At 65.2% G+C, this 1,991-nt stretch carries 3 protein-coding genes; all 3 read right to left on the bottom strand.

The window, feature by feature from the left end; genetic code table 11:
* A partial coding sequence (locus tag EN893_RS31250) for an aminotransferase class III-fold pyridoxal phosphate-dependent enzyme (RefSeq protein ID WP_128362065.1) occupies positions 1-1,072 on the bottom strand: 1,072 nt, incomplete at its 3' end.
* A gap of 21 nt (positions 1,073-1,093) precedes the next feature.
* Positions 1,094-1,762 (bottom strand): HAD-IA family hydrolase, encoded by a 669-nt coding sequence (locus EN893_RS31245; RefSeq protein ID WP_127266751.1) that lies wholly within the window; start codon positions 1,760-1,762, stop codon positions 1,094-1,096.
* On the bottom strand, positions 1,759-1,991 hold a 233-nt coding region (locus EN893_RS31240), incomplete at its 5' end, for a Tm-1-like ATP-binding domain-containing protein (RefSeq protein ID WP_206640208.1). The genes EN893_RS31240 and EN893_RS31245, both read right to left, overlap by 4 nt.

Below are 1,991 nucleotides of genomic sequence, written 5' to 3'. Positions count from 1 at the left end.
GTTCGACGCCCCGTGCCGCCGCGTTCTCGTTCAGGCGAAGCCGTTTGGTCTCGGCAAGCGCCGCCAGACCCGCCGCGCAGCCGACCGGGTGGCCGGAATAGGTATAGCCGTGGCCGATCGCACCAAAACTGGTCTTGTCGGCCTCGAAGACATCGGCGACTTTTCCGCCGATCAAGGTCGCGCCGAGCGGGAAATAGCCTGACGTGATCGCCTTGGCGATGGTCATGAAATCCGGCTTCACGCCGGACAGACGCGAGCCCGACCATGCGCCGGTGCGGCCGAAGCCCGTCACCACCTCGTCGGCGATCAGCAGGATCTCGTGGCGGTCGCAGATCTCACGCACCAGTGGCATGAAGCTCTCATGCGGAACGATGACGCCGCCGGCGCCGAGAACCGGCTCCATGATGAAAGCGGCGATGGTGTCGCCGCCCTGGAAGGCGATTTCGTCCTCCAGCGCCTTGGCGCACAGTTTCGCCAGCCGCGCTGGGTTGGTCTCATCGAACGGGTTGCGGAAGGTCCAGGGCGCGGGAATGTGGAAGACGCCGGGCAGCAGAGGCTCGTAGTTGCGACGGAAATTGGCGTTGCCGTTAACCGACGCGCCGCCGAAATGCGTGCCGTGATAGCCCTTCTTCAGGGCGAGGAATTTTGTCCGGTCGGCCTGGCCGCGGATCTTCCAGTATTGCCTGGCCAGCCGAAGTGCCGTTTCTACTGAATCCGAGCCGCCCGAGGTGAAGAAGGTCCGCACCATGCCTTCTGGCTCGAACCATTCGCAGAGTTCGTAGGCGAGTTCTATCGACGGCCCGGTCGAGGTGCCGCGAAAGCCGGAATAATAGGGCAGCGCCGAAAGCTGGTCGGCGATCGCCTGCTTGATCGGGTCGCAGCTGTAGCCGAGATTGACGTTCCACAGGCCGCCGACGGCGTCGAGCACGGTGTTGCCGGCGATGTCGGTGACCATCACACCCTCGCCTTTCATGATCACCTTTGGCGGGTTGGCCCGCATCTCGGCCGGATGCGCCATCGGGTGCCAGATCGGCTTGGCGTTGGTTTCGGTGAGAAAATTGATGTCGCGCATAGAGGACTCCGCAAAAAAATCTCAGGCAACTGGGACGAGGCCGAAATGACCGAGGGCCTCGGCATAGGAATGAGCCGGGCGAGCGACGTCGAAATGGACCGTGCGCATGCCGGCAGCAGAGCCGCCATCGACATTGCGCTGCTGGTCGTCGACGAAGACGCAAGCGCCGGCAGGCAGGCCGAGCGCCTCGGTGACCAAGGCATAGGCGCGTGGATCGGGCTTGAGGATGCCGGTATAGGTGGCGTCGACGATGAGGTCGAACAGGCCGAGCAACGGCAGCCGCCGGCGGAAATCGGCGCCGTAGAACAGGTCGAGTTCGTTTGACAGGATCGCCAGCCGAAAACCCGCCGCATGCACCGTGCGAATGGCGCTGTCGGCCTCGGGCCGCACCACCTTTTCCGGCTCGGCGCCGCGCGCTCGTTGGACGAAGGTCTCCATCGCCTGCCAGTCCTCGCCGACCAGCCGACCGACCTCACTGGTGCGGGAGCGCCAGTAGTCGCGCTCGCTGATCTCGTCGGCCTGCATCGCGCGCCACAGCGGATCGCTGTCCGGATCGAACGGCCCGCGCCATTGCAGCGTTCCCGGCGCAAGGCCGAGCGCCTGTTCGGTCAAGGCATGCGTCTCGAACAGCGTCCGGGTGACGACGCCGCCGAAATCAAGGACAAGCGCCTGGGCGGGAACAGCGCTCACGCTGCCACTCCCTTGGCCGGCTTGCCGCGCGGGACGATGCCTTCCTCGACCCAGCGGTCGAATATCTCGAGCGCCTTGCCGACGAAGTCGTCGCTGTTGATGTGAGCGTCGATCTCGTGGAACTCGACCCCGGCGGGAATAGCCCTGCGCATTTCATCTGCGAAGGCCGCGAGAGCCTCGGGTTCATAGAGCGGCTCGCCCCGCCCGTCCCCTTCCTGGGTGCCGCCGG

Source organism: Mesorhizobium sp. M7A.F.Ca.CA.004.04.2.1 (assembly GCF_004022825.1).
GTDB lineage: Bacteria > Pseudomonadota > Alphaproteobacteria > Rhizobiales > Rhizobiaceae > Mesorhizobium.
Note: the sequence above shows the minus strand (reverse complement) of the source record. Positions and strands in the feature narration are given on the sequence as shown.